This window comes from Halobacillus faecis, from assembly GCF_007991335.1.
GTDB lineage: Bacteria > Bacillota > Bacilli > Bacillales > Halobacillaceae > Halobacillus > Halobacillus faecis.
Genome location: NZ_BJYD01000010.1, coordinates 1 through 20,165, shown reverse-complemented (window position 1 = coordinate 20,165; position 20,165 = coordinate 1). Strand labels below are relative to the sequence as shown.

The 20,165-nt window shown below is 42.6% G+C and carries 22 protein-coding genes; 15 read left to right on the top strand and 7 right to left on the bottom strand.

Translation table 11 applies throughout. The features are described from left to right. The first annotated feature begins 133 nt into the window (after positions 1–133). Together HFA01_RS06450 and HFA01_RS06445 are read left to right on the top strand one after the other, a co-directional pair. Entirely contained in the window at positions 134–1,696 is a 1,563-nt protein-coding gene (locus tag HFA01_RS06450; protein WP_146814406.1) for a bifunctional GNAT family N-acetyltransferase/carbon-nitrogen hydrolase family protein, read from the top strand. 13 nt (positions 1,697–1,709) lie between these two features. Next, entirely contained in the window at positions 1,710–2,435 is a 726-nt protein-coding gene (locus HFA01_RS06445; RefSeq protein WP_146814404.1) for an SDR family oxidoreductase, read from the top strand. 55 nt (positions 2,436–2,490) lie between these two features. Here the strand turns inward: HFA01_RS06445 and HFA01_RS06440 are convergent, their stop codons facing one another. Continuing rightward, a complete protein-coding gene (locus HFA01_RS06440) occupies positions 2,491–2,727 on the bottom strand; it encodes a YhdB family protein (RefSeq protein ID WP_146814402.1) in 237 nt (78 codons plus the stop codon). 184 nt (positions 2,728–2,911) lie between these two features. Between HFA01_RS06440 and HFA01_RS06435 the strand changes: the two genes are divergently transcribed. After that, on the top strand, positions 2,912–3,382 hold the full coding sequence (locus HFA01_RS06435; protein ID WP_146814400.1) for a hypothetical protein: 471 nt from the start codon (positions 2,912–2,914) through the stop codon (positions 3,380–3,382). 126 nt (positions 3,383–3,508) lie between these two features. After that, positions 3,509–4,051, top strand: a complete 543-nt coding sequence (locus HFA01_RS06430) for a YhcN/YlaJ family sporulation lipoprotein (protein WP_146814398.1) — start codon at positions 3,509–3,511, stop codon at positions 4,049–4,051. 17 nt (positions 4,052–4,068) lie between these two features. On the opposite strand, the gene HFA01_RS06425 is transcribed toward HFA01_RS06430, so the two are convergent. Next, positions 4,069–4,782, bottom strand: coding sequence for a class I SAM-dependent methyltransferase (locus HFA01_RS06425; RefSeq protein WP_146814396.1), 714 nt, complete (start codon positions 4,780–4,782; stop codon positions 4,069–4,071). A 128-nt stretch (positions 4,783–4,910) separates the two neighbouring features. On the opposite strand from HFA01_RS06425, the gene HFA01_RS06420 reads away from it, so the two are divergent. From HFA01_RS06420 to HFA01_RS06385, 8 genes are all read left to right on the top strand, one after another. Continuing rightward, positions 4,911–5,486 carry a TetR/AcrR family transcriptional regulator gene (locus tag HFA01_RS06420; protein WP_146814394.1) on the top strand — a complete coding sequence of 192 codons (576 nt, stop codon included), beginning with the start codon at positions 4,911–4,913 and terminating at the stop codon, positions 5,484–5,486. Positions 5,487–5,555: 69 nt separating this feature from the next. Then, a complete protein-coding gene (locus HFA01_RS06415; protein ID WP_167506187.1) occupies positions 5,556–7,763 on the top strand; it encodes a YhgE/Pip domain-containing protein in 2,208 nt (735 codons plus the stop codon). 181 nt (positions 7,764–7,944) lie between these two features. Continuing rightward, positions 7,945–8,442 (top strand): GNAT family N-acetyltransferase, encoded by a 498-nt coding sequence (locus HFA01_RS06410; protein WP_146814390.1) that lies wholly within the window; start codon positions 7,945–7,947, stop codon positions 8,440–8,442. Positions 8,443–8,526: 84 nt separating this feature from the next. Further along, positions 8,527–9,936 carry a SpoVR family protein gene (locus HFA01_RS06405; RefSeq protein ID WP_146814388.1) on the top strand — a complete coding sequence of 470 codons (1,410 nt, stop codon included), beginning with the start codon at positions 8,527–8,529 and terminating at the stop codon, positions 9,934–9,936. A gap of 176 nt (positions 9,937–10,112) precedes the next feature. Continuing rightward, on the top strand, positions 10,113–10,649 hold the full coding sequence (locus HFA01_RS06400; protein ID WP_146814385.1) for a hypothetical protein: 537 nt from the start codon (positions 10,113–10,115) through the stop codon (positions 10,647–10,649). Between the two features lie 129 nt (positions 10,650–10,778). Then, positions 10,779–11,519, top strand: a complete 741-nt coding sequence (pyrH, locus tag HFA01_RS06395; protein ID WP_146814383.1) for a UMP kinase — start codon at positions 10,779–10,781, stop codon at positions 11,517–11,519. A gap of 105 nt (positions 11,520–11,624) precedes the next feature. Further along, positions 11,625–12,515, top strand: a complete 891-nt coding sequence (dat, locus tag HFA01_RS06390; protein ID WP_146814381.1) for a D-amino-acid transaminase — start codon at positions 11,625–11,627, stop codon at positions 12,513–12,515. A gap of 250 nt (positions 12,516–12,765) precedes the next feature. Then, the gene (locus tag HFA01_RS06385; RefSeq protein WP_146814379.1) at positions 12,766–13,203 is read left to right on the top strand and encodes a hypothetical protein; all 438 of its coding nucleotides are present in this window, start codon (positions 12,766–12,768) and stop codon (positions 13,201–13,203) included. 20 nt (positions 13,204–13,223) lie between these two features. On the opposite strand, the gene HFA01_RS06380 is transcribed toward HFA01_RS06385, so the two are convergent. Further along, entirely contained in the window at positions 13,224–13,859 is a 636-nt protein-coding gene (locus HFA01_RS06380) for a YczE/YyaS/YitT family protein (protein ID WP_146814377.1), read from the bottom strand. Between the two features lie 118 nt (positions 13,860–13,977). On the opposite strand from HFA01_RS06380, the gene HFA01_RS06375 reads away from it, so the two are divergent. Next, positions 13,978–14,757, top strand: a complete 780-nt coding sequence (locus HFA01_RS06375) for a (S)-benzoin forming benzil reductase (protein WP_246139286.1) — start codon at positions 13,978–13,980, stop codon at positions 14,755–14,757. Positions 14,758–14,789: 32 nt separating this feature from the next. Here the strand turns inward: HFA01_RS06375 and HFA01_RS06370 are convergent, their stop codons facing one another. Next, the gene (locus tag HFA01_RS06370) at positions 14,790–15,767 is read right to left on the bottom strand and encodes a S66 family peptidase (RefSeq protein ID WP_146814374.1); all 978 of its coding nucleotides are present in this window, start codon (positions 15,765–15,767) and stop codon (positions 14,790–14,792) included. A 129-nt stretch (positions 15,768–15,896) separates the two neighbouring features. Between HFA01_RS06370 and HFA01_RS06365 the strand changes: the two genes are divergently transcribed. Beyond that, entirely contained in the window at positions 15,897–16,076 is a 180-nt protein-coding gene (locus HFA01_RS06365) for a hypothetical protein (RefSeq protein WP_146814372.1), read from the top strand. Positions 16,077–16,091: 15 nt separating this feature from the next. Here HFA01_RS06365 and HFA01_RS06360 read toward each other — a convergent pair whose 3' ends face one another. Together HFA01_RS06360 and HFA01_RS06355 are read right to left on the bottom strand one after the other, a co-directional pair. Continuing rightward, positions 16,092–16,715, bottom strand: coding sequence for a class I SAM-dependent methyltransferase (locus HFA01_RS06360; protein WP_146814370.1), 624 nt, complete (start codon positions 16,713–16,715; stop codon positions 16,092–16,094). Continuing rightward, complete coding sequence (locus HFA01_RS06355) at positions 16,712–17,245, bottom strand: dihydrofolate reductase family protein (RefSeq protein WP_146814368.1); 534 nt, start codon at positions 17,243–17,245, stop codon at positions 16,712–16,714. Before HFA01_RS06355 ends, HFA01_RS06360 begins: the two co-directional genes overlap by 4 nt. Positions 17,246–17,528: 283 nt before the next feature. Here HFA01_RS06355 and abc-f point away from each other — a divergent pair, with 283 nt between their 5' ends. Then, positions 17,529–19,103 (top strand): ribosomal protection-like ABC-F family protein, encoded by a 1,575-nt coding sequence (gene abc-f / locus HFA01_RS06350; protein ID WP_167506186.1) that lies wholly within the window; start codon positions 17,529–17,531, stop codon positions 19,101–19,103. A gap of 88 nt (positions 19,104–19,191) precedes the next feature. Here abc-f and HFA01_RS06345 read toward each other — a convergent pair whose 3' ends face one another. Continuing rightward, positions 19,192–20,064, bottom strand: coding sequence for a DMT family transporter (locus HFA01_RS06345; protein ID WP_146814364.1), 873 nt, complete (start codon positions 20,062–20,064; stop codon positions 19,192–19,194). Between the last annotated feature and the right edge of the window lie 101 nt (positions 20,065–20,165).

The window sequence follows — 20,165 nt, the reverse complement described above, 5'->3', positions numbered from 1 at the left end:
TAAAAGTCTCGAAACGGAGTCTTCAAGAAACCTGCCATTTAGTGGAATAACTTTTTAAAAAGCTAGACAAGAAGGATGGAGGTTGAGTACGATGAAAATGATTGAAAGATCATCATAAAGAGAGGAAGATAAGATGTCAAAGCTTGATCTGACTCAGTATGAAAAGAAAATAATTGTTAGAAACATGCAGGATAAAGATATCGAACAGATTTTTGAATTACAGAAAGTTTGTTTCCCTGACATGGATCCATGGAAGAGGGAACATCTGGAGAGCCACTTAACACACTTTGCAGAAGGGCAGTTCGTTGTCGAGTTCGAGGGGAAAATCATAGGAAGTTGTTCAAGTTTAATTGTTAATTTTGATGAGTATGATGATAAGCATACATGGGATGACATTACAGATGAAGGGTATATCACGAATCATGATCCAGACGGCTATAATCTGTATGGAATTGAAGTGATGGTCCACCCTGATTACAGAGGGATGAAAATAGGAAAGCGTCTGTATGAAGCGAGGAAAGAATTAGCCCGCTCGTTGAACTTGAAGAGTATCATCATCGGAGGGCGTATTCCGAATTACCATAAGCATGAAGATGAGATGTCGCCGCGTGAATACGTGGAGGAAGTCCGCAATCAAAACATTTATGACCCTGTCCTCACCTTCCAAATCATGAACGGCTTTACTGTCATGAGGATCAATCCTGATTATCTTCCAGATGATGAGCAGTCTTTGAAGTATGCAACCTTGATGGAATGGAATAATATTGATTATCGTGCCCGTACGAAGCGCTACTTCAAGACGAGTCATCCAGTCAGAATTATGGTCATCCAATATATGATGAAAAATATCGATTCCTTTGAAGAGTTTGCGAAGCAATGTGAGTATTATGTGGATGTCGCTGCTGATTACGGATCCGATTTTGCCGTATTTCCTGAAATTTTCACCACACAGCTTATGTCCTTTCTAGAAGAAAAAGTGCCATCACAAGCCGTTCGTAAATTGAGCTCTTACACCGAAGAATATATTGAAATGTTCACTCACCTGGCTGTGAAGTACAATGTGAACATTATCGGTGGGTCTCACTTCGTGGAGGAAGAAGATCAAATTTATAACATATCCTATCTATTCAGGCGCGATGGTACGATTGAAAAGCAATATAAGATTCATGTAACACCGAATGAACGGACGTGGTGGGGGATCCAGCCTGGAGATGCGGTCAAAGTCTTTGATACGGATTGTGGTAAAATCGCTATTCAGATTTGTTACGATATCCAGTTTCCTGAGCTTGCACGCTATGCAGTCGATCAAGGAGCGAATATTATTTTTGTGCCATTTTGTACAGATGACAGACAAGGGTACTTGCGCGTCCGTTATTGTGCCCAGGCCCGTGCGGTGGAAAACCAAGTCTACACAGTTATTGCTGGAACGGTAGGAAATTTGACGCAAGTGGAGAATATGGACATTCAGTATGCACAATCAGGCATCTTCACACCATCGGATTTCGAATTTGCCCGGGATGGGATTATTGGTGAATGTAACCCGAATGTGGAAACGGTTGTTGTTGGAGATGTTGATTTAGAAATACTTAGAAGACAACGGAAGTCAGGAACCGTCCGTCAGATCCGTGACAGACGCCGGGATTTATTTGATCTACGATTTAAAATAGACACAGAAGAAAAGCCGGAACGAACGTAAGGAGGAATTTGTTGTGTTGGACAAACAAGTAGCTATTGTGACAGGAGCTTCAAGGGGAATAGGAAAAGAAATTGCTTTCCAACTCGCCGAAAAAGGGGCTTATTTATCCATCATAGGCAGCTCAGAAGAAATTCATCATACGAAGGAAGAGTTAGAGAAGCAAGGGTACACGAATGTTTTATCTTATACCGCCGATGTTAGTGATGAAAATGAAATCGATCAGGTCGTGGAAGGAACCAAAAAAGCGTATGGCAAAGTGGACATCCTTGTTAACAATGCAGGTATTGGGGACTTCAAACCAATTGAAGAAGTAACAGTAGAGGAATGGCGGCGGACGTATGATATCAACGTACAGGGCGTATTTCTCGCGACCAAAGCGGTGCTCCCGATCATGAAGTCGCAAAAGTTTGGTACCATCATTACCGTCGCATCCGATGTTTCCCGTTATACGATTCCTGAGGGGGGCGCTCTTTACACATCCACGAAGTATGCTGTTCAAGGGTTTATGGGGTCGCTTGCTCAGGAAGTGAGAAAAGATGGCATCCGTGCAGGGACCATTAATCCTGGTATGGTGGATACTTATTTTGCCAATGGGACACAAGGTGATCCTGAAAAGTCGGAATGGCTCAAAGTTCACGATATTGCCGAAGCCGTCGTCTATATGGCGCTTGCACCCAAGCATATGGTCATTGATGAGATGCACCTCCACCCGCTTATTCAAGAATATCCACGAGTATAAATGGAAAATAAATGAAGACCAGGTCATCCAATATTTGGATGACCTGGTCTGTTTTTTATGTGAAAAAGCTTGGTTGCAGTGTTGTCGCTTGAGCATGATCGATATAGCTTAACAAGGCTTCGTGAGATTCGAGCATTTCGCTTTGTTTACTCGGATAGTAAGCCGAGTGGAGGAATGTTTCAATCTTTTTAGAAAGAAATTCATCCCTTGTTCGTACCATGAGGACAAGCAAGTCGTCCCATTGGCCCCAAATCATGAAATGCAGGGCTTTGTCGTAATCATAGTGACTCATTGTATGACACTTCCTTTATGAAAGGAGTGGTCTTATTATCCCCGTGAGCGTTCTTGCTCAATCAGAGAGTTCGTCACAGTTCTGGGAATCTCGACACATTTTTGCTTTTTTCTTCCGCATAGCATTGGAAATTTTGTTATGATAGTATGGAAAAGTTTTGCTTTTGACGGAAGGAGGCTTCGTGATGTCAGAAAAAAATCTTCTTTATGCAAATGTAGGGTGTGTCATCTTATTTGGGGTGCTGCTATTTCTTAGCCTTGTAACAGCCGAAGCGGATGCCACCCAACAGGTAATGATTCTGATCTCAGAAATCATCGGGGGAATCAGCCTTGTTGTTGCCATTCTTTCTCTTTTTTACATAAAAAGTGATCAACGTTATGTCCCTTTATCCATTTCATGTTTTTTAGCTCCCTGGTTGTTATATGGAATCGGGTACGAAATAGGGTTTGATGCTTCAACACCTTATACATGGATATGGTTTATCTGCTTGTATTTGCTTTTGATTGCTGGCTTTATCTTCATTCGGATCGGGTATAAAAAAGTGGAAGGTCATTATAAATTGGTGTCTGCTTTCCTTTTATTTATTAACGCTATTTTTTTCGTTTATTTACTTTTCATTCATATCTGGTGGAGCATCCCGTTTCTGAATAGCTAATCCTCAGTTCTCTTTGACTGAGGATTTTCTTTATATTGACACCGTCTTCCTGTTTTTAGCAATCGCATATTTGCCTTCCAACCACACATACTAACCGTAAACATGGATGGAAGGAGGTTGAATATCATGAAGATCAAAGTATTAGCCATCGGTCTATTGGCAGCCGGATCTCTTGTAGCCTGCCAGGCAGAACAAGAAGCTGGTGACAATGGCAATTACAATGGAGTGGAAAACACAAGCTTCGAACGTACAGCTGATGACATGTCTGAAAATGGTCAAAAAGCGAACCAGTATGACAATGATCGCGGAATGGTTCATAACACGAATTACAAAGTGGCCAAGGATGCAGCAAATCGTATCGAAAAGAATGTCGATGGCGTAGATCGTGTTTACGTGTTGAAAACACGTGATAATGCTTATGTAGCGGCAGAGCTTGATAATCCAAAGGGAGACAAGAACGAAGTCTCTGATGAAATGGAAAAGCAAATCAAAAAAGCGGTTAAAGCATCGGATCAGGACATAAACAATGTTTATATCTCAACAAACCCAGATTTTGTTGACTTAACAAACAATTATGTAGAAGATGCTCAAAATGGTGAACCAGTCACAGGATTTTTCCGTGAATTTGGAGAAATGGTCGACCGAATTTTCCCTGACCAACGCTCATAATAAAAAGCCAGGATCTCTTACGGAGATCCTGGCTTTTCAGCTTTTACAATCATGAAGTTCGGCTTCGTTGAAACTTTATCGAAGCCTTCTGGGTGGACTTCTTTGAACTTCTGCGTCGGCCTTGGCTCTGTTAAATTTATGAAACGGAAATGATCAGTCACTGTTGAAATAATCTCTTCCAGAGGGCGTCTATAGAAAGTCATGGGGACTCTTTCTCCTTTTACGGTCCACTCATCCTCGATTTGCTGAGTGGCATAATAGTTTTCTGCTTTATGGTTCATATAATCCATGAACGGGTGGTGAGTAGAAAAAAGAAACGTTCCTCCTGGTTTAAGGGTGCGGTGGAACTCCTGAAAAACAGGGCGCCATTCTTTTATGTAGTGGAGAGTGAGTGAACTTACAATGATGTCGAAAGAATCATTATCCGCTGGCAAGGGATCTGTCAAATCATGAACAGAAGCGTGAACGTTGGCATTCCCTGCTCTGCGCTTGGTCACATCAATCATCGAAGGACTTAGATCAAACGCTGTAACAGCTGCTCCATGATCAGCCATGTAGCGTGCATACCATCCAGCAGCACAACCCGCATCCAGCACTTTTTTTCCTTGAAGACAAGGAAGAAGATCAATCATGGCCGGTCGTTCTAAATAGGCATTGTAGGGTTTTGAATCAACATCGAACGCATAGTGTGTGGATAAATACTCATAAGAACGCAAAACATTCTCTTTCATAGGAAAACTCCCTTCCCTTTTCATATCTTCCAGTTTACATGAAAAAAGGGTTGCAACTGAAATTAAAGCGTGTATAATCTTTTTTGTAGTAAAGGTGACTAAATTGTTCAAATGGTCAGGTGATAAAGATGAGTTTGGATAGAAAAGAAGAAATTCGTGAAGCCGCCCGTCAATCTTTTTCCATTTTTGGCTATAAAGCGACAACGATGGACCAAGTCGCTAAAGCTGCGAATGTAGGAAAAGGAACGATTTACAACTTCTTTCAAAACAAAGAAGAATTGTTTCAGGACATTATCGCAGAGCTTCTCTTAGAGATGAAGGGAAAAGCGGAATCTGTCATGAATGACGAGCGATCCCTGAAAGAGAATGTGCACCTAGCACTTATAGAGCTGCTTCAATACCGTAAGAGCCACCAGTTAACGGTGAAACTCGTCTATGAAGCGCGTGAAATAGGAACAGCAGCTGTAAAGGAAGCCCTTCAAAATGTAGAGGCTTTAATCTTGGATTATCTAAAGGATAAAATAAGAACAGCTGTAGCAGAGGGAGATATTCGCGAATGTGACCCGGAAATTACGGCCTTTATGATGTTGAAGTTATACACGGCACTGATTATCGATTGGGAAGAAGGACATGATCCCCTACCGAAGGAAAAGATCCTTCATTTATTTGATGATTACGTGTTTAAAGGATTATCACCCGAATGATGGTCCTCTTTTTTTGATGGGAAATGACCAAATGAATAATATAGTCATATGTTATTAGGAGGTAGGAAAATGAATGGTTGGAAGCTTTGGATCTCAGAGTGGAAGCATATTGGAAAAAATAAAAAAGTACTGGTACCGTTTTTAGCGGTCCTTCTCATCCCGCTGATTTACAGCGCGATGTTTTTATGGGCGTTTTGGAACCCTTATGACAGCATGGATGAATTGCCGGTAGCGATCGTGAACCTCGATGAGGGGGCAGAATTTAATGGAGAACCTCTTCAGGTAGGAAAAGAGTTCGTGAACCAATTAAATGATGGAGGAGATTTTGAATACCACGTAGTCTCAGAGGAAAAGGGTTATGAAGGTCTTGAAGAGCAAGATTATTATATGCTTGTTGAGATTCCGGAGAATTTTTCTGCGGATGCTACAACGGTGATGGATGATACGCCGAAACCTCTACAGTTGAAATACGTGCCGAACGAAGGGTTCAACTTCTTATCTGCCCAAATTGGTGAATCGGCAACAGAAAAGATGAAAGCTAAGTTATCCAGTGAAATGACTGAAACCTATGCCAATGCCATGTTCGAGCAGTTCAGTGAACTTCAAAAAGGGCTGGCAGATGCAAGTGAAAAAGCAGGAAACTTGGACCAGGGAGCTGCAGACTTGGACCAGGGAGCTAAAAAATTGGAAGAAAGTTTAAAAACATTTACTGATAAACAATTGGAGCTTGCAAGTGGGACACAGACGCTCAGGAATGGTGCATCTGATTTGTCTGTGGGGTCCTCTGAATTACGTGATGGATTAGGGAAATTGCAAGAAGGGTTTGCACAGCTTGAAAAAGGGACAGCTGATGCGGAAGGTGGCGCGGAAAACTTACAAAACGGCATCGCTCAATCTAAAGAAGGAGTCGAATCTTTGAGTGAGGGAATCTATCTAATGATAGAAAAAACTTCCCCGTTAAAAAGTGGTGCAGAAAAGCTCAAAGAAAGTATGAACGGAGTGAATGAAGGTGCAGATCAGGTACACACTTCTGCCCAGCAAGTGGCTGAAGGGATCACAAGTCTGAAGAAAGAATTGGTTCCTTTAGTTGAAACCATGCCTGAAGAACAACAGAAGGCTCTTATCCAAAAGATTGAGGGACTGGAGGCTGGAGCTGGCAAACTCGCTGAAGGGGCAAGCTCTCTTCACTCAGCTACAGCAAGAGTTAGCGAGGCAACGGGCCCGTTAAATGGGAAAGTTGAAGAACTTCTTAAAGCTCAAACTCAACTGCAAAAAGGAGCCGATACACTAGTCGCAGGTCAAAGTGATCTTTATGATGGGGCCGTTAAGCTTTCCGATGGGCAAGAGAAATTGAAGACTTCCATGGGCAGGTTTTCTCAAGAACTGTCTAAAGCTCAAGAAGGAGCTGTGAAAGTAGCGTCTGGCGCCTCTGAAATCAATCAAGGAGCAAGCAGGATCTTCGATGGGTCTAACCAGCTGGCGGATGGTTCCAAACAACTTCAAGAAGGAGCGGGTGAGTTGTCAGAGGGAACAGGTGCATTAACTTCTGGAACGCAGGAGTTTGAATCGAACCTGAGCACCGCTTCATCGGAAGCGAATGAAGTGAAAGCGGACGAGGAGACAGGAGAAATGATGGGATCTCCAGTAGGTGTGGACAAAGAATCCCTGAACCACGTGCCGAATTACGGCACAGGCTTTACCCCTTATTTCTTGTCCTTAGGCTTATTCGTAGGCGCATTGTTAATTACCATTGTTTACCCTGTCCGTGAACCTTTCGGAAGTCCAAGAAGCGGGCTTGGATGGTTTTCGGCCAAGTTTGGAGTTTTGTTTGTGGCCGGCACCATACAAGCTGTCATTGCAGCAAGTGTGATCTTGTATGGGTTGAACTTGGAAGTTACTCATGTAGGATATTTCTACTTGTTCAGCATCCTCACGAGTTTGACCTTTATGACGCTTGTACAAATGCTCGTGACATGGCTTGGTGACCCAGGAAGATTCGTGGCTATTTTGATTTTAATCCTTCAACTGACGACGAGTGCAGGGACGTTCCCGCTGGAATTGATTCCAGGACCTCTACAGTGGTTTAATCCCCTCTTACCTATGACATACTCAGTGGCAGGGTTCAAATCAATCATTTCTGATGGCAATTTCGCTTTAATGTGGCAGAATGCTTCTATTTTAACAGGGTTCATTTTTGGAGCTTCTATACTAACGATCATCTATTTTATAAGGAAAAATCGAAAACAGAACGTTTCCCTTCAGGAGGAGGCAGCATAAAGAGAGCCATGTGCTCTCTTTTTTTGTTCAGGATTCCTAAGAAGTGCAGGCACTGAAATCAACCCTTTTCCTTGCTCAAAGCATGGCTGGTCAGATGATTGTATATTAATGAAACGGACGGGAGAGATTGGCGTCTGTTAGCCTATATTCTGATAAAATGAGAAAAGAGGGGGAGTAGAATATGATTAAAACAGCAAAGGTTTATGATGCGGAAGCTTATCAAAAGCTTATCGAACAACTGGAGTCAGAATCCGATTTTTTACTATATGGTAAAAGCGAAAGAAAATCCACGATCGAACAAGTAGAAGGTTTGATTCAAAAAATCGAAAAGGAAGAAAACTCTACGATCTTCCTGTCAAAGCTAAACGGGGGAGTCAACGGGCATGTGACCGTTTTTGGCGGTGGTGCACCAAGGACATTACATACAGCGAACGTTATTACAGGAGTATTGAAGGAATTCCACGGCCAAGGTGTCGCTAAAGAGCTTTTCAATCGTTTATTTCAATGGGCGGAAGAAAAAGGTGTGACGAGGCTTGAACTTACGGTTATGGTCCATAATGAAAGGGCTGTACGCTTCTATGAACGCATGGGTTTTGAAAAAGAAGGAGTGAAGAGACAGTCCCTGATGATCAATGGGAGTCCCATCGATGAGTATGTCATGGCTAAAATTCTAGTATAGAGGACAAGAAGATGGACTCAACCTTCATGTTCGCTGCTTTACCCTCATATAGTAAGATAAGCGAAATCGAAGGAGGGGGCATCTTTGAGACCAGATGACCAAAAGAAGCTCGAATATGCGATCAGAGAAATAACGGAAATCGCTAAAGGTTTCGGGCTTGATTTCTACCCAATGCGTTACGAAGTCTGTCCTGATGATATTATTTATACATTCGGAGCGTACGGGATGCCGACACGCTTTTCCCACTGGAGCTTTGGAAAGCAATACTATAAGATGAAGCTGCAATATGATCTCGGACTAAGTAAGATTTATGAACTTGTCATTAATTCGAATCCTTGTTATGCCTTCCTGTTGAATTCTAACAGCTTGATTCAAAATAAGCTGATTGTTGCACACGTCCTGGCTCACTGTGACTTTTTCAAAAATAATGCCCGGTTCCAGAATACGAAACGGGACATGGTGGAAAGTATGGCTGCTACGGCAGAACGAGTCGCTACTTACGATAAAATATATGGCAAACATGAGGTCGAATCTTTCCTTGATGCTGTCCTTGCCATTCAAGAACACATTGATCCATCATTGGTACGTCCTAAACTTGCATGGTCTATGGACGAAGAAGAAAGCGAAGAAAAACCGTACCAAACAGAATATGATGATATGTGGAAAATCGATGAATCTTCTTCAGAGGACCAACCAAGGTTTAGAAAGAAAAAGAAATTCCCACCGAAGCCTGAAAAGGACTTGATGCTTTTCATTGAACAGTACAGTCGTGAACTTGAGGACTGGCAGCGTGATATTTTAACAATGATGCGGGAAGAGATGTTGTATTTCTGGCCACAGTTGGAAACGAAGATCATGAACGAAGGATGGGCTTCTTACTGGCATGCTCGAATATTAAGAGAAATGGATTTGACGAGTGATGAGGCCATTGAATTCGCTAAGCTCAATGCGAGCGTGGTACAGCCAAGCAAAACACAGTTGAACCCATATTATCTAGGGTTGAAGATTTTTGAGGACATTGAAGAGCGCTATGACAATCCCACGGAGGAAATGATCAGACATGGGGTCGAACCTGGTTCAGGAAGAGAAAAAATGTTCGAGGTTCGGGAAATCGAATCGGATCAAAGCTTCATCCGAAATTATTTGACGAGAGATCTGGCCCGAAGAGAAGATTTATACCTTTTCCAAAAACAAGGGCAGAAATATAAAATTACGGATAAAGATCATGAGGCTGTCCGTGATCAGCTTGTCACCATGAGGGTCAATGGAGGGTTCCCTTATATTACTGTCCAAGATGGTGATTATGTGAAGGCTGGGGAACTTTATTTAAAACACCACTATGAAGAAGTTGAGCTCGATGTTGGGTATTTGGAAAAAACATTGCCGTATGTCTATCAGCTGTGGGGCCGGAATGTCCACATAGAAACGAAAGTCGAAGGCCGGGATGTTGTTTTCAGCTATGGTGGTAAAAAAGTACAGAAAAAATACTTATAAGATGCAAACTGCTCTTCCTTTTAAAAGGAAGAGCAGTTTTTTTGCTTTAAAGACTGTCGAAGACTTAATCAGTAAGAAATCGACAAAACCTCTCCCTCCATTTGACAACGTGGAGAAAAGGATTTTGATATAATGACGGTAAGATTTACCTTCCTATAACAAAAGAGGTGAGATGGATGAAAAAGGTGCGCGTGGCTATATATGGTTTGATTGCTGTATTAATTGCCGCTGTCTTTTTTTATGTGGACAACAAGGAAGTCAACGCACTGAAAAACAACCAGACCTACCCGATGGTGGAAGCCCCCAGACAGCACCCCGAACCGATTACGGTTTCTTCTCAGGAAATTGGGGATACGAAAGTCCATTTGACCAAGCTTTACAGCCGGAACGATGCTAGAGGGCTGTATCTTGGGATGTGGTATGGAGACAGAAATGCTGTAATGAAAAACAAGGAAGAGGATTGGCTGAGAGAGAAAGGTCATATCGAATTCTTAGTTAAAGCCGTAGACTCCAATGGCACCACCTATAATGGACATACGATTGGTACGAAGGAAGGGACGTTCACTACTTTTCGTTATATCCAATTCGATAACTTCCGATATGGTCAGGAGTTGGAGGAACTTGATTTAGCTTTTTATCCAATCAAAGATGATGGCAATGGAGGCGTCCCCTACGAGCATCCTTGGATGGAAATCACTGTAGAAGTGGAATGAATAACGCTTGCTGGAGCATACGATAGCATAGAAGAACGTTAGTAAAATTCTTTTTGTCATGAGAGCTTAGACACAGGTCTAAGCTCTTTTTTTCTCATAAGTAATGGTCAAATGAAAAGGGGTTTCATAATGAGATATTCTCGTGTCTTACTTAAAATCAGTGGTGGTGCCTTGAAAGGAAACAGCAAGGACAGTTTTGACAACCAACGCATGGATCACATCGCAAAAGAAATCCTATCGCTTCTTGAAAGTGGAATGGAGGTTGCGGTCGTTGTCGGAGGAGGCAATATCTTCAGAGGGAGGACCGCTGAAGACTGGGGAATTGAGCGAGTAGAGGCCGACAATATAGGTACAATCGGCACGATTATAAACAGTCTCATGTTAAGAGGCGTGTTGAAGAAAAAATCAAAAAAAGAAATCCGAGTCATGACATCCATTCCGGTAGCAAGTGTAGCGGAGCCGTATATTCGTTTGAAAGCTTTACATCACCTGAGTAAAGGAATGGTCCTCATTTTGGCGGGAGGAAACGGGCAGCCGTTTGTCACGACCGATTATCCTGCGGTACAAAGGGCGATTGAATTGGATTGTGACGCCATCCTTGTTGCCAAGCAAGGAGTCGATGGTGTCTACACGTCGGATCCTGCCAAACATAAAGGAGCGCAAATGTATGGCACATTAAATTATGATGATATCCTTCTCCATAACATTCAAATCATGGATCAGTCCGCTCTTATTCTCGCGCGAGATTTTCAACTGCCTGTCCACATTTTTAACTTTGACCATCCTGGGCTTATGAAAAGGGTTTGTATGGGGACGGATGAGGGTACTCTCATTTCACATCGGCCTTCCAAGCTTCAAACTTTGGAATAGGTCGAACGGTGCCATTTTAAAAGTTTTACATCTTAGGGTCCATCCCCGCCCTTTTTTCTGATAAACTATTCGTTAAACCTGGAGATGACTTGAGGAGGCAAAGTGATGACGATTCATGACCATATCTTAACAGAAAAAGATTTTGTAAAACAGGATACATTGAAGTACCCATTTGAGGAACGGGGACTTCAATTCGGTGACGGAATATATGAAGTGATCCGTGTATATAACGGAAACTATTATTTAATCGATGAACATATCGACCGGCTTTACCGTTCAGCCTCAGCAGTTAAAATCGATGTCCCTTATAAAAAGGAAGAAATGTATGAACGGCTGGATGAACTGCTTAAGAAAAACGGGATTGATGGAGATGCCAAAGTGTACTTACAAATTACCAGAGGCTCTGCACCGAGGGATCATGCTTTTCCGGATCAAACACAAGCTAACCTGTATGCGTATGTGAAAGACCTGCCTCGTCCATATTCATTTTTACGTGATGGCGTCAGCGCTATTACTCAGGAAGATGTCCGCTGGGACTGGTGCTACATTAAGAGCTTAAACTTGCTTCCTAATGTCCTTGCTAAACAGACAGCTAAAGAACAAGGATGTTACGAGGCAATTCTTCATAAAAATGGAGAAGTGACTGAATGCAGCTCTTCCAACGTTTATTTTGTAAGGCAGGGAAAAGTGTACACCCATCCTGCTAAGAAGAACATTCTGCATGGATGTGTAAGGATGAGAGTGGAGGCTTTCTGTGAGAGTGAAAACATTGACTTTATTGAAGAAGCCTTCCGAGTGGAGGACCTTGCCTATGCGGATGAATTGTTTTTATCTAGCAGCACTTCAGAAATCATGCCGATTCTAGAAGTTGACGGGCAGACCATTGGTGATGGTTTGCCTGGTGACGTCACTCGGAAACTCCAAAAGTGTTATGAATCAGATGCTCATATCAATCAGGAGGATTCGATCTTTACAAGCCAGACGGCAGCTGAATAATAGGAAGACCGGTAGCTTTACAGCTACCGGTTTTTTTATTGTTTTATTTTGTGAATTAGTGAGTATTATATCTGGCATCCGTACACCTTAAGGCGGTACCAGGTACCCAAAAGAAGGCCGTTGTACCTGGTATGCCATGGTGTGGGACATCATCAGGGGAATCTATAAAGAAAGGGTGAAAGCGGGATAATAAATAGAGGCTTGTGGATATGCTATAATGCTAAGGAAAAGAGGAAAGGAGCGGTCTTTTTTGGGTAATGTAAAACTTGAGATGACAAAAGAACAATATGAAACACTGGTTGAGATGGTGTTTTTAGGGACATGGATGGTCAATTCGACCAAATTGGAGCTGGATGAACAATTCGAAGATGTAAGAGAACTTGTTCTGTCAAAATATAAGGAAGCGAATCTTGAGGACAAAGTTTCCTATCAGGAACAAATCGGTGTCCATGACCTTGATGTGGACTATGAATCGAAACTATTGGACACGCATGTAGAAGAATATGATGAATTCAGTTTCTGGGATAAATTGGTCGAAAAACTTGCTGAAAAAGAAATGACAGAAATCTATGGTCCTATGGACGGGAAACTGACAGAAGAACAGATGGAAAAGCGTCTCGCCATTGAGGAAGAGATTGGTCGAAAGCTTGAAGAAACAGGTGTGACGAAGCTCTCCTTTGAGGAATGAAAAAAAGCGTGATGGCAGCATCACGCTTTTTGAGTCATTTTTTTCTTCGGTTCTGTCCAAAGGGCTGCAATCGGCCTTGCCCACTGGAACGTCCATTGAATAAGCGGCCCTAACAGCAGGGCGACAATCAATGTCCCAAAACCCACGGGAGCTCCGAGAAAAAATCCAATGAGAGCCATTCCGGACTCGGAGAAAATGCGCACCGTACTTTTTGATTGGTTCGTTTTTTCATTCATGATCATCATGAAGTGATCAAGAGGAATGCGCGGGAATGGAGTCCGTAAGTAGACGGAGATTCCAACAGCTGTGGCTAAGAGGCCGAGGGAGAAAATTCCCCATTGGGCCCACCATGCTTCATACTCCATATTTTCAAGCATTCCGTATAGAAAGATATCCAACGTTCTTCCGCGGATGATAATCGGGATCAAGGATTCGAATTGGGGGCGTTTATGCTCCAATTTTGCATTCACAAGTAATAGAATCACAAAAGCGACGATCATGACGCTTCCTACAGTTACAGGAAGATGCATGGACAGACCGACCGCAATGCTGTCTCCCGGACCGACTCCTAAACCGGATTTAATGATGAGCGCAAGGCCAAGGCTTGAAACGACAAGTCCTGCCACATAGATGATAAACAGAAATAAGTATTTCATAGGTAGACTCCTTTATGTGTCCACTTGTGCTCCGTTTATCATATCGTTTGGGTTCTGGGATGTAAAGTTTCTGACCGTAGCGTTTGCCGATTGTATAAAAGGGAAAGGAAAAAAGTGAATGGAAGAAAGGGTGATAGGCATGCAATATGCAGTTGTAACTGGGGCTTCTCGGGGCTTAGGAGAAGCGATTGCTCGACAATATCTTTTAAAGAATGTGAATGTGGTCGCGGTCTCGCGCTCAGGTAATGAAGAATTGAAAGCATTGGCGGATGAAAAAGGATTGGAGTTTCATCATGTCAGCTGTGATTTAAGTGATATGGACGACTTAAATCGAGGGCTCAATCAAATGGTTGACCTTGTATTTCACAAGGAAACTCATTACGTTTATCTCGTCAATAATGCAGGGGTCATTGAACCTATTGAAACAGTTGGTCAATTGGAAGCAGACGCTGTACAAAAACATATGCAAGTGAATGTAACGGCGCCCATCCTTACTGTGAACCGTTTTGTTAAAGAAGCGAATGAAAGAGAAGTCTCTCTTGGAATCATAAACATTACTTCCGGTGCGGCAGAGAAAACCATTCATGGCTGGAGTACATACAGCAGCTCCAAAGCAGCCATCAATCGTTTTACACAAACGCTGGCTCTCGAACAGGAGGGAAGGGGACACACCATCCTTGCTTATAGTCCTGGTGTGATCGATACAGACATGCAAGGAGAAATTCGTTCCTCTTCAGAAGACGCTTTTGCCGATGTGGAGAAATTCAGGAAGTTAAAAGAAGAAGGGGAATTACGCTCGCCTGATGAGGTGGCGAGTGTATTGATGAACCTTCTAGAGAAAAGCGATGAAATAGAGAATGGTCGTGTGTATAAACTTTATGATTTAGTAGATAAGTGATAGAAAGAGCCCAGTGATGAACTGGGCTCCTTTTAATATTCGAGAAGGTCAATGGTTGGATTTTGGGTGTGTGCTTTTATTCTAACCTTGCCTCCGATAGGAAAAGTAAAAATCGGTGTGGTATGGCCGAAGCTGGCATTATAGATGATGGGTACATGTTCGAGTTCTTTTTTTGACTTCAATATGTGTACAAGCGTGTCATCATCCATGTTCGATTCTTTTTGGAACCGGCCGATGACTATTCCCCGCACACCGTTGAATCCAGGTTGATGGATCAATGATTGTAGATCACGGTCGAAGGTGGGAGGATCTGATAATAGGTCATCTTCAAGGAACAGAATTTTCCCCTCTAGGGAAGGCATGAATGGCGTTCCCTGAAGCAAGTTCAATGTGCAAAGGTTCCCACCTATGGAAATTCCTTCGGCCATTCCTTGATATAGCACTTCATAACCGGGGTTGGAATGGAATTGTCGTTCCTGTTGGTCCAAATACCAGCGATCGTCACTCCAATCAAGCGCTGGGTGGATGTGTAGCTGTTCTTTTTCAGTGAATACTTTCATAGAATGATCGAGCGTATATCCGATTCCTTTTTCCATCCCGAAAGTGGAGAAGTGGGGACCACTGTATGTGACCAGTCCAGTTTTCTTATAAATGGTGTTGGACAGAGCCGTAATGTCTGAATAGCCACAAAAGATTTTTGGGTTCTCTTGGATCAGATCATAATCCAGGTGGTTCAACAATTGGTTGCTATCGTATCCGCCTAGTGTAGTCAGGATGGCTTTGACATTTCGATCAAAAAAAGCTTCGTGAATATCAGTCACTCGGTGATCGATGGGATTCGAGATGGAATGACTGCTTTCTGCTGCATATGTACTAAAAGTGACCTTGAATCCTGCCCGGTTCAATCGTTCTATGGCAAGATCCTGCTGATCAGGTGCTACAATTGCTAAACTCTTAGAGGGAGAAATCACTCGTATCTCATCTCCCTTTTTCAACTTCTCAGGTATCATTGGCTTCCCCCTTAGGACAGTGGTAAATTCCATCACTATACCAAATAAGCGTGGATTCGTCTATCAACTTCAAGAATATTTCGAAACTGTTTTCGTATCCAATCGTATGTATGAAAAAGGAGGATGGCTATGTTTTCGACAATTTTCGGCCTGGTTCTTGTCCTTGCGTTTGTATTTCTTATCCTCAGGTTTGTAGGACAATCAACGAGCACTCGCACCTTGGCCTCTAAAAAAGATGACAGCACGTGGCAGCCTGGGTTTCATCAGTTCGACCATTCGGATAGCGGTGGAGACGGGGGAGCGGAGTGAATCGGGAGCTAGAATTCATTTTCGTAGAATGACTCCCTGAAAATGACTAGGGCCATCTTCTCCTTCATTCATTGGGATTTTATGAAAGGCTTCGAGCTTAAACTCTCTCGTTAGCATGGATTCAAGATCATGGTCTTCATAAAAAGAAAAAAAGCGTTTAGGCTCATGAAAGTCTTTTTGCCAGATGCCTTCGTGGTCGATGCCCCCGTAAACCCCTAAATAAAACAGTCCGTCTTTCTTCAAGAGGTTGCGAATGCCGGTAAGAATCCCGGGAAGATTCTTTTTGGGTACATGAAGCAGACAATTCAACGCCCAGACGGCATCAAAATGTTCTCCTGGAAACTGTAAATCATCAAAACTCATAACGTCAGCTTTTAATCCTTTTTCGCGGCAGCGCTCCACCATTTCTTTAGATAGATCAGTGGCGTGAACGTCAAATCCTTCTTGTGAGAAGAAAAGACTGTCTTTTCCCGGCCCAGCCCCAATTTCGAGTATGGAATGTTTGTTTTCATATCTCAATCTCTGCAGGAAGGCCATTCGCTCATGAATCTTCCAATCTTGTGTACGGTTTTGGTTACGTTGTTTCGATTGACGGTCATACGCATCAGAGAGATTCTTTTTTAAATCTTGTGAAATCAATGGTGTTGCTCCTCTCTTTGGTAAGTAATCGCAAGCATCCCGTCTGGATATGCATTTGTTTCTGTAAGCTGCAGTTCTTCTTCGTGGTCATGCTTTTGAAAAAGTGGAATGCCTTTGCCAATCAACGTTGGTTGAATGAAGATCCGGTATTCATCAATCAATCCAGCAGAGATGAAGTAGTGAATCAGTTTTGCTCCACCGACGACCCATATGGTTTTGTTTTGTTCATTCTTAAGCATGTTCACGAGAGGGAGGATCTGTTCAGGTTGTAGATATGTTGCATAATCGTCATGGCCTTCGCGCGTGTTACTGACCACGTAGACGTCTTTCATTTTGTAAGGGAATTCTTCAGCTAATTCAAAGATATGATCATATGTCTTCCTTCCCATAAATACGGTATCGACCATTTGGAAAAACTCTTCATACCCATAGTCTTCGTCTGCACCATCCCGCAGCCAGTCAATGCTGCCATCTTCTCTTGCGATGTAACCATCGGCACTTTGAGCAATGAATAATGTGACTTTCCCCATTTATATTCCTCCGTTCTTTTTGTCTTGTATTTCCAAGCCACTTCATCATATAATAAACATAACCAAAAAAGAAGGGAATGACGTTTAAAGCAATGAAGTACTAATCCTGTTGCTAAACGAGTATGAGAATAAGAAACTACACTCGTTCCAGATACAGGATTGGTCTGTCCTTTTTTAAAAAAGGATTCGATTGCTTTTACATCACCCTTTACGTATGTCGTGGTGTGCCCAAAAGCGGTGGCAGACTATAAACCTCTCTGGAACGATCCAGGGAGGTTTATTTATGTTACACATGCGCGCAATCAATATACAGTATCAAATCGGGAGCAGGGACATTCTTAACGTTAAAGAACTAAAAGTCCACGAAGGAGAAAGAATTGGTCTAGTAGGCAGAAACGGGGAAGGGAAAAGTCTCTTATTACAATATTTCTTAGGGGAACTCGACGTAGAACCACAAGTGGAATGGCACACTTCTTATGGATGGCTGCAACAGATGAACGAAGAAGAATGGAAAAGTTCCACTATGAGTGGTGGGGAGAAAACACTCGCACGACTAGAGCGAGTGTTTGAACAGGGTCACCCCCTGCTTTTTCTCGATGAACCCACGAATAATCTGGACTGGGAACATATCGGGTCATTAGAAGAAAACCTGCTCAAGCATGAAGGCGCTTTTGTTATTGTTTCCCATGATCGGAAACTGCTCAATCGCTGCTGCAATAAGATTTGGGAACTTGAACAAGGGGATATAACCGAATACCATGGAAATTATGATTTTTTTGAAGCACAAAAAGAACTTGAACGAAAGCAGAAATACGATAAGCACGAACAGTATGTGAAAGAAAAGAACAGAATCGAAGAAAGAATCCGCCAGAAGCAGTCCCAATCGAAAGGGATGAGAAAACCTCCAAAGAGAATGGGGAATTCTGAGTGGCAGCTGGGGAAAAACAAAGCGGCTGCCCATCAAAAGAAGGTGGAGCGGGTCAGTAAAACATTAGAACGCAGATTGGATCGTCTCGAAAAGTCAGAAAAGCCGATGGAGTGGGATCAAGTGAAGATGGAATTCAGCACTTTGAGCTCTCCTAGTAAGAAGGTGTTGGGGAGAGTGGAAGAGATCGAGGTCCAAGCGGGCTCAAGGTTTCTTTTTTCTACTCCTAAGTTATCTTTGAAAAATGGGTCGAAGACAGCCTTTATCGGTGGAAATGGAACAGGAAAATCCACCTTTATTCAACAACTCTTACGTACGACGGAGTGGCTTTCACCTGGAGTTAAGGTCGGGTATTTTCACCAGACCTTGGAAGAACTGCCTTTAGAAAAGAAAGTGTACGACTATGCCAGTGAAGGGAGTTCACTATCGGAAACCACCATCCGCATCATCCTTGCACGACTTAGGTTTTTTGCTGATGATATGTACAAAACCATAGGCCAATTGAGTGGAGGAGAACGAGTGAAATTGTCTTTGGCGAAACTGATGGCCAGCGGGTCGACTTTTCTCGTGCTCGATGAACCCACAAACCACTTGGATCTCGAAGCTATTCAAGCTTTAGAACGGTTGATTTGTGATTTTCCAGGAACGATTCTTTTTGTGACCCATGATCGTACGTTCATTGAAAGGACAGCCGATCATTTATGGATGATAGAAGATTCAAAGTTGAAAACTTTTGAAGGCACATGGAAAGAATGGGAAGAGTATGTGGAGAATCCACCCGTAGCAGATGATGAAGTCTACGATAAGATGGCATTAGAGACAAGGTTGTCGGAACTTATCAGCCGGCTGAGTATGCCCGGTGTGGATGATGATGTAGATGAACTGGAGTCTGAATATCAGCAAACGTTGTCTCAATTAAAGAAACTGAAATAGAATTAAAAAAAGCGACCGGCCGCGGTCGCTTTTTTTAATAGGAGAGAGTCCCTTGTGAAAAAAATCCTCCATAGATTGCTGTTCCAGGCTACCGAGCCGTCTCCACTTTTTTTGCCTCTTTGTTGTTCTTCAAGAACATATAAAGGGAAGCACCGAAGATCGTGAAGTAACCGAGAATGCTGAAGATATCGGGTACTTGATCAAATAAAAGGATACTGATGAGTGCTGAGTAGACGACGGTTGAATAGAAGAAGATAGAGATCTCCCGAGCCGGTGCATATTTGTAGGCTATGGTTAAACCAAATTGTCCTAAGGTCGCAAAGGCACCAGCGGATAGCAGGTACACCCATTGTTTCAAACTCATTGGTTCATAGAAAGCAATAGTAAAAGGGAGCAGGGTCACGGTTGTGAAAAATGAAAAATAGAAAACGATGGTATAAAACTTTTCTTTATCTCCCAAGACACGAAGCAAAGTATAAGCGCCAGCTGCAAAAACAGCGGAGAAAATCCCGGCGAGGTAAGGGATGAACTCCACAGAGAACGCCGGTTTGATGATGAACAATGTACCGATAAACGCTACGATAATAGCGATGATTTGATACAGACGCGCTTTCTCTTTCAAAAAGATAGCTGAAAATATGATTAACAAAAATGGACTGAGTTTGTTGAGCATATCTGCGTCTGAAAGCACGAGGTTGTCAATGGCATAGAAAAACAACACCATCCCAATGGTACCAAGTGCGGAACGCGCGAGCAGAAGCTTCTGATTTTCCTTTTTACCAAATAATCGTTCTTTGTTGTATAGAACAAAACCAAAGGCGATAATGGCTGATACAAGGTTTCGAAATAAAGTCTTTTGAACTGTCGGAACGTCTCCAGACAGCTTGACTAATGCCGCCATCATAGAGAAGCCGAAGGCAGATATGAGTAGAAGTATGATTCCTTTGTTTCGATTGCTCATGATGGTTCCTCCAGTTGTACTTAGGTTGTGCAAAAAAAACACCTTTACTATCCTAATACAAAAAATCCTTGAAAGAAAGCCAGACGCCCTTCTTCCACAAA

Excerpts from the sequence above, each read along its gene's own strand:
- HFA01_RS06370 (WP_146814374.1), bottom strand. The coding sequence starts at position 15,767 with ATGATACCTGAGAAGTTGAAAAAGGGAGATGAGATACGAGTGATTTCT.
- HFA01_RS06435 (WP_146814400.1), top strand. The coding sequence starts at position 2,912 with ATGTCAGAAAAAAATCTTCTTTATGCAAATGTAGGGTGTGTCATCTTA.
- HFA01_RS06440 (WP_146814402.1), bottom strand. The coding sequence starts at position 2,727 with ATGAGTCACTATGATTACGACAAAGCCCTGCATTTCATGATTTGGGGC.
- HFA01_RS06345 (WP_146814364.1), bottom strand. The coding sequence starts at position 20,064 with ATGAGCAATCGAAACAAAGGAATCATACTTCTACTCATATCTGCCTTC.
- HFA01_RS06425 (WP_146814396.1), bottom strand. The coding sequence starts at position 4,782 with ATGAAAGAGAATGTTTTGCGTTCTTATGAGTATTTATCCACACACTAT.
- HFA01_RS06430 (WP_146814398.1), top strand. The coding sequence starts at position 3,509 with ATGAAGATCAAAGTATTAGCCATCGGTCTATTGGCAGCCGGATCTCTT.
- pyrH (WP_146814383.1), top strand. The coding sequence starts at position 10,779 with ATGAGATATTCTCGTGTCTTACTTAAAATCAGTGGTGGTGCCTTGAAA.
- HFA01_RS06410 (WP_146814390.1), top strand. The coding sequence starts at position 7,945 with ATGATTAAAACAGCAAAGGTTTATGATGCGGAAGCTTATCAAAAGCTT.
- HFA01_RS06400 (WP_146814385.1), top strand. The coding sequence starts at position 10,113 with ATGAAAAAGGTGCGCGTGGCTATATATGGTTTGATTGCTGTATTAATT.
- HFA01_RS06415 (WP_167506187.1), top strand. The coding sequence starts at position 5,556 with ATGAATGGTTGGAAGCTTTGGATCTCAGAGTGGAAGCATATTGGAAAA.
- abc-f (WP_167506186.1), top strand. The coding sequence starts at position 17,529 with ATGTTACACATGCGCGCAATCAATATACAGTATCAAATCGGGAGCAGG.
- HFA01_RS06380 (WP_146814377.1), bottom strand. The coding sequence starts at position 13,859 with ATGAAATACTTATTTCTGTTTATCATCTATGTGGCAGGACTTGTCGTT.
- HFA01_RS06450 (WP_146814406.1), top strand. The coding sequence starts at position 134 with ATGTCAAAGCTTGATCTGACTCAGTATGAAAAGAAAATAATTGTTAGA.
- HFA01_RS06375 (WP_246139286.1), top strand. The coding sequence starts at position 13,978 with ATGGAAGAAAGGGTGATAGGCATGCAATATGCAGTTGTAACTGGGGCT.
- HFA01_RS06365 (WP_146814372.1), top strand. The coding sequence starts at position 15,897 with ATGTTTTCGACAATTTTCGGCCTGGTTCTTGTCCTTGCGTTTGTATTT.
- HFA01_RS06355 (WP_146814368.1), bottom strand. The coding sequence starts at position 17,245 with ATGGGGAAAGTCACATTATTCATTGCTCAAAGTGCCGATGGTTACATC.
- dat (WP_146814381.1), top strand. The coding sequence starts at position 11,625 with ATGACGATTCATGACCATATCTTAACAGAAAAAGATTTTGTAAAACAG.
- HFA01_RS06420 (WP_146814394.1), top strand. The coding sequence starts at position 4,911 with ATGAGTTTGGATAGAAAAGAAGAAATTCGTGAAGCCGCCCGTCAATCT.